We start from the raw sequence: 2152 nt of genomic DNA on the forward strand, positions 1-2152 counted from the left end.
TTCCCGTCCGTCTCGACCCGGTCGAAGATCGCGCCGATCACGTGGAAGTAGGCGAACCGGCTCGGCCCCGCGTTGACCACGTAGAAGCGGACGCGCTCGCCCGGCCGCGCCGCGAGCGGGTGGCGGAGGTAGCGGTCGGCATAGCCGTTGAAGACGGTGTAGACGGGCGCCTGCGTCGGCAGCGCGTCGGGGTCGTCCGAGCGGTACCACTCGCCCTCCACCAGGACGAACTCGCGCGCCGGCGGGCGCCCTTCCTTGGGATCGACGATGACGGCGCCGTACATGCCGTTGGCCAGGTGCTGGATGGCGGGCGCCACACCGCAGTGGTAGAGGAAGACCCCCGGGTCGGCGGCCTGGAAGGTGAAGGTGAGGCGTTGACCGGGCAGGACCGGCTGGTAGTTGACGCTCCAGGGCGTCCGCGCGGCGTGGAAGTCGATGGAGTGGGCCATCTCGGGGTCGCGGTTGACCAGCGTGAAGGTGACGAGGTCGCCCTGGCGCAGGCGGATGACCGGCCCGGGCACCTGCCCGTCGAAGGTCCAGGCCCGGTAGCAGCGGTCGGGCGCGATGGGCAGGGTGGCCGGCTCCGCCACCAGCTCCACCCAGACGTGCGACCCCTGGCGCCGGAAGGCCAGGGGCACCGGCTTCGGGCTCGGGCAGCGCCCGGTGAGCATCCGTCCGGCCTCGGCGGCGGCCTGCGGCCCCTGCGCCGCGGCCTGCGGGCCCTTCGTCGCCGCAGGCTCCCCTCCGCCCCCCGCCGGCGATGCGGCGGAGCTGCAGCCGGCGACGAACGCCACCGCGGCCAGGAGGGCGGCGGTCGACAGCAGCTTCCAGCGTACGGTCGGCTTCCCCTGCACGATCCTCCCCTCCCCGCTGACAAGGCTAGGGCGAGGCCGCCCACCCCTCTGTGACCGCGGTCACGCCCGGCCGCTCAGCGCCCCCTCCCCCGGGAAGGTGGAGGCGGTCGTCCTCAGCCCGTCAGGAGTCGGAGGCCGACATAGGCGGCCGCAAGGCTGGCGAGCAGGTTGAGGCGGCCGAGCCAGGCGCTGAGCCGGCTGGGCCAGGCCGCCCCCGCATCGCCCGGGGCGGCCGGGAGGCCGCCGGCCGAGCGCAGGCTGACCCGGTCGTGCAGGAGGGTGAGGAGCAGGATGACCGTCACCAGCCCGAGTTTCAGGCCGAGGAGCCGCCCGAAGCCGGAAGCGTAGAACGAGGGCGCGAGCAGCTCTGTCCCGCCCACGCCGCGGAAGGCCAGGTTGCCGAGGCCGGTCGCGATCAGCACCGCCAGGGCGCCGAGCATCCAGGGCCGCGAGAGGCGGCCGACCGCCTGGAAGAGCCGCGCGCGCTCGGCGGCGCCGCCCAGCTTGCGCGAGGCGGGGACCAGGATGAGCGAGAGCGTCAGCATCTCGCCGATCCAGAAGATGGCCGCCGCCAGGTGAAGGAAGAGGACCCACCGCGCCCAGGGGACCGACACCGCGCCCCGTCACCTGCCCGTCTCCGCCCGCCGGCCGATCCGCACCCGCCAGACCGCCGGACCCGCCTCGAGCACCTCCCAGCTGAAGCGGCCCGGCTGCTCGGCGGCCAGCTGGTAGTGGAGCGGCGCGGGATCGTGGTCGTTGACGAGGAGGAAGGAATCCCCCGGTTCGAGCTCCTGCCAGGTGGCGAAGATCCGGCGGTGCCGCTCGGCGGGCGGCAGGTGGCGGACGTCGAGCAGCCCCTCCCCCGGCTGGCTCCGCTCGTGGAGCCGGCCCAGGAGCGCCTCCAGGTCGGTGCCCGCGTCGGCCGCCAGGGCCGAGACGACGTAGCGGTTCTCCTTCTCGGCGTGCAGGCGGAAGATCTCCAGCAGGCCGCCGGCGGCGGGCGACGCCTCCAGGGGGGAGGAGGCGCCCTTCACCGCCTCCCGCAGCTCGGCGATGCGACGGTGCTCTCCGAAGAGCGAGTCGACGAGCAGCGCCAGCTCCGGAAGCCTCACCGCCTGCCGGTAGAGCGTTCTCTCCTCCCCGCGCGCGTGCGGCAGGAGCTCGGCGTCGACGTAGTCGAGCAGCGCCTGCCGCGCCGCCGCCCACCCGTCCTCCGGCGCCGTCACCAGCTCCCGGGTCCGGCGCTCCAGCCCCGCCAGGAGCTGCGCATGGTGCCGGACGATCTGCTCCCGGGCCGC

Annotated in this window: 3 protein-coding genes; all 3 read right to left on the reverse strand. The window is 74.7% G+C overall.

What is annotated here, in order from left to right; all coding sequences use genetic code 11:
- A partial coding sequence (locus QJR14_09280; GenBank protein ID MDI3317791.1) for a multicopper oxidase domain-containing protein occupies positions 1–854 on the reverse strand: 854 nt, incomplete at its 3' end.
- Between the two features lie 113 nt (positions 855–967).
- Positions 968–1468: a copper resistance protein CopD gene (locus QJR14_09285; protein MDI3317792.1), complete on the reverse strand. Its 501-nt coding sequence runs from the start codon at positions 1466–1468 to the stop codon at positions 968–970.
- Positions 1469–1477: 9 nt separating this feature from the next.
- The coding region (locus QJR14_09290) for a DUF2249 domain-containing protein (protein ID MDI3317793.1) at positions 1478–2152 on the reverse strand (675 nt) is incomplete at its 5' end.

The sequence above is a fragment of the Bacillota bacterium genome (assembly GCA_029961055.1).
In the GTDB taxonomy this organism is placed as follows: Bacteria; Bacillota; Sulfobacillia; order JAIMAT01; family JAIMAT01; genus JAIMAT01.